3 protein-coding genes are annotated in these 2,275 nt (G+C 43.0%); 2 read left to right on the plus strand and 1 reads right to left on the minus strand.

The features are described from left to right. Positions 1–98: 98 nt before the first annotated feature. On the minus strand, positions 99–965 hold the full coding sequence (locus B4K20_RS06895; RefSeq protein WP_339608409.1) for an ABC transporter ATP-binding protein: 867 nt from the start codon (positions 963–965) through the stop codon (positions 99–101). 117 nt (positions 966–1,082) lie between these two features. Here B4K20_RS06895 and mutH point away from each other — a divergent pair, with 117 nt between their 5' ends. Both mutH and B4K20_RS06905 read left to right on the plus strand, forming a co-directional pair. Next, complete coding sequence (gene mutH / locus B4K20_RS06900) at positions 1,083–1,754, plus strand: DNA mismatch repair endonuclease MutH (protein WP_289245368.1); 672 nt, start codon at positions 1,083–1,085, stop codon at positions 1,752–1,754. Positions 1,755–1,811: 57 nt separating this feature from the next. Continuing rightward, a partial coding sequence (locus B4K20_RS06905) for a response regulator (RefSeq protein WP_289282367.1) occupies positions 1,812–2,275 on the plus strand: 464 nt, incomplete at its 3' end.

Below are 2,275 nucleotides of genomic sequence, written 5' to 3' on the forward strand. Positions count from 1 at the left end.
GCTCTGCGGCCATATTCTGAAGAAACGACGGATTTCACGATATAGCAATGTGGAAAAGGCGACCCAGTGTCTTTGGCGACGAGTTGGTGTCATAGGTATTACTCCGACTTCTCAACAAGGTTGAGAAATAATTCTTCCAAACGATTTACTTTATTTTTCATGCTGGTGACTTCAATACCTGTATGACTCAGTTGTTCAAAAACACTGTTTAACGATTCACCACGGTGAATTTCAACCTCTAAAGTGGTGTTATCGATTTGTTGATAATCGAAGCCTTTGAGCTGGAATGTATCGTTTAGTGGTTCTTTGAGGTCGAGAACAAAGGTTTCTTTATCAAGGCGATTGAGTAGGGACTTCATATCGGTGTTTTCAATTATCTGCCCTTTATCGATGATCGCGATATTGCGACATAGACTCTCGGCTTCTTCAAGATAATGTGTCGTCAATATAATGGTGGTGCCTTCGGCATTAATTTTTCTCAAAAATGTCCACATGGAACGACGAAGCTCAATATCAACGCCAGCAGTTGGTTCATCTAAAATCAGTAATCTTGGATTGTGAACCAACGCACGAGCAATCATCAGTCGACGTTTCATGCCACCTGACAGGGAGCGAGAAGGGGTGTCTCTTTTTCCCCATAAACCCAGCTGTTTGAGTAACTCATCTGCTCTTGGTTCAGCTTGGCTTGCGGGCATACCATAATAGCCGGCCTGGGCGACAAGGATATGCTTAACCTGCTCAAAACCGTTAAAGTTAAACTCTTGTGGGACCAGTCCGATATAGCTTTTAGCTTGTTCAGCATCGATGTCCAGGTCCGTATCAAAAACCTGGATAGATCCTGTACTTTTAGTCACCAGTGAGGTGATAACACCGATAGTCGTTGATTTTCCCGCACCATTAGGCCCGAGCAAAGCAAAAAAATCACCTTGCTCTACATCCAGGTTAATTTCTTTTAAGGCTTGCATGCCATTGCGGTAAGTTTTGCTTAGATTCTTGATAGATAATGCTTTCACTGTCTCTCTCAAGCGTGATAAAGGTGGCTAGGTTATCATGCCAACAGCGAGATGAGAATTTTGAAAAATATGTTTAGACAATCCCCTCCCAAAACAATAGATGAATTAATGCGGCGCTGTCAGCAAATCGCTGGAAAAAGCTTAGGTCAGATTGCACAGGAGTTGAGTTGCGCTGTACCTGCAGATCTCATGAGGAATAAAGGATGGGTTGGTCAGCTATTAGAGGCCTGTCTTGGTGCTGATGCCGGTAATCAGGCTGAACCAGATTTTATCTCCTTAGGCATTGAATTAAAAACCTTACCTTTAAACGCCAATGGTGAACCGAAAGAGTCGACCTATGTTTGCACTGTTTCAACAGGCGAATACGAAGCCTTAAGTTGGGACAATAGTTGGGTAAAAAGAAAACTCTCACATGTATTGTGGATACCCATTGAGGCTGACTCATCTATTCCGCTTGCTGAGCGTTACATTGGGAGTGGCTGGTTATGGCAACCTGACCCGTCAGAAGAAAATTTATTAAAAGCTGACTGGGAAGAATTGATGGATCGTTTAACGATGGGAGAGCAGTCTGAACTGACAGCCAGAGAGGGGCAATATTTACAAGTCAGACCTAAAGCAGCACACAGTCGAGTTCTTGCAAAAAGTTCGGATAGTGAAGGCGAAACGGTTTTTATGAATCCTCGCGGTTTTTATCTAAGAACCGTTTTTACCAAGCAGTTACTCGCGAAGGCGTTAAATTGATGGTAACGTTGCAAAATTAATGGACTAATTTTGTTTTACTCGGAAAAGTAGAGAGACATGCTAAACGCACTAGTTATCGATAGCTCACCAGATTTTTGTGAGCATATGTTCAATTTATTAGAGTCGGCTGGTTTCAACGTAGATACCGCCAAAACAGGTGGCGAAGGCTTGGTAAAAGCCGCGGCAGGAAAGTATCGTTTAGTGTGCTGTTCTGACAATCTGTCTGACTATGCCAGTAGTGAGTTTTGTAGTCAGCTCAGAGCTTTGAAGGGCTACGATTTTGCCACGCTGTTAGTGCTAACAGAGCATGATAATTCAAAGATTCTTAAACAGGCACTGTTGGCTGGTGCGACTGATATCTTCAGTAAAAGTGATATGTCAGAAATGGATACTTATCTTTGTCGAATCAGCCAGCGTGAGACACGACAATTAAGTGGGCGAGTTCTATTTATCGAAGACTCCCGGGTACTGCAAACCATTATTATCGATTTGTTGACAGATATGGGGCTGGATGTTGACGC

The organism is Methylophaga sp. UBA5088, from assembly GCF_002414625.1.
GTDB lineage: Bacteria > Pseudomonadota > Gammaproteobacteria > Nitrosococcales > Methylophagaceae > Methylophaga > Methylophaga marina.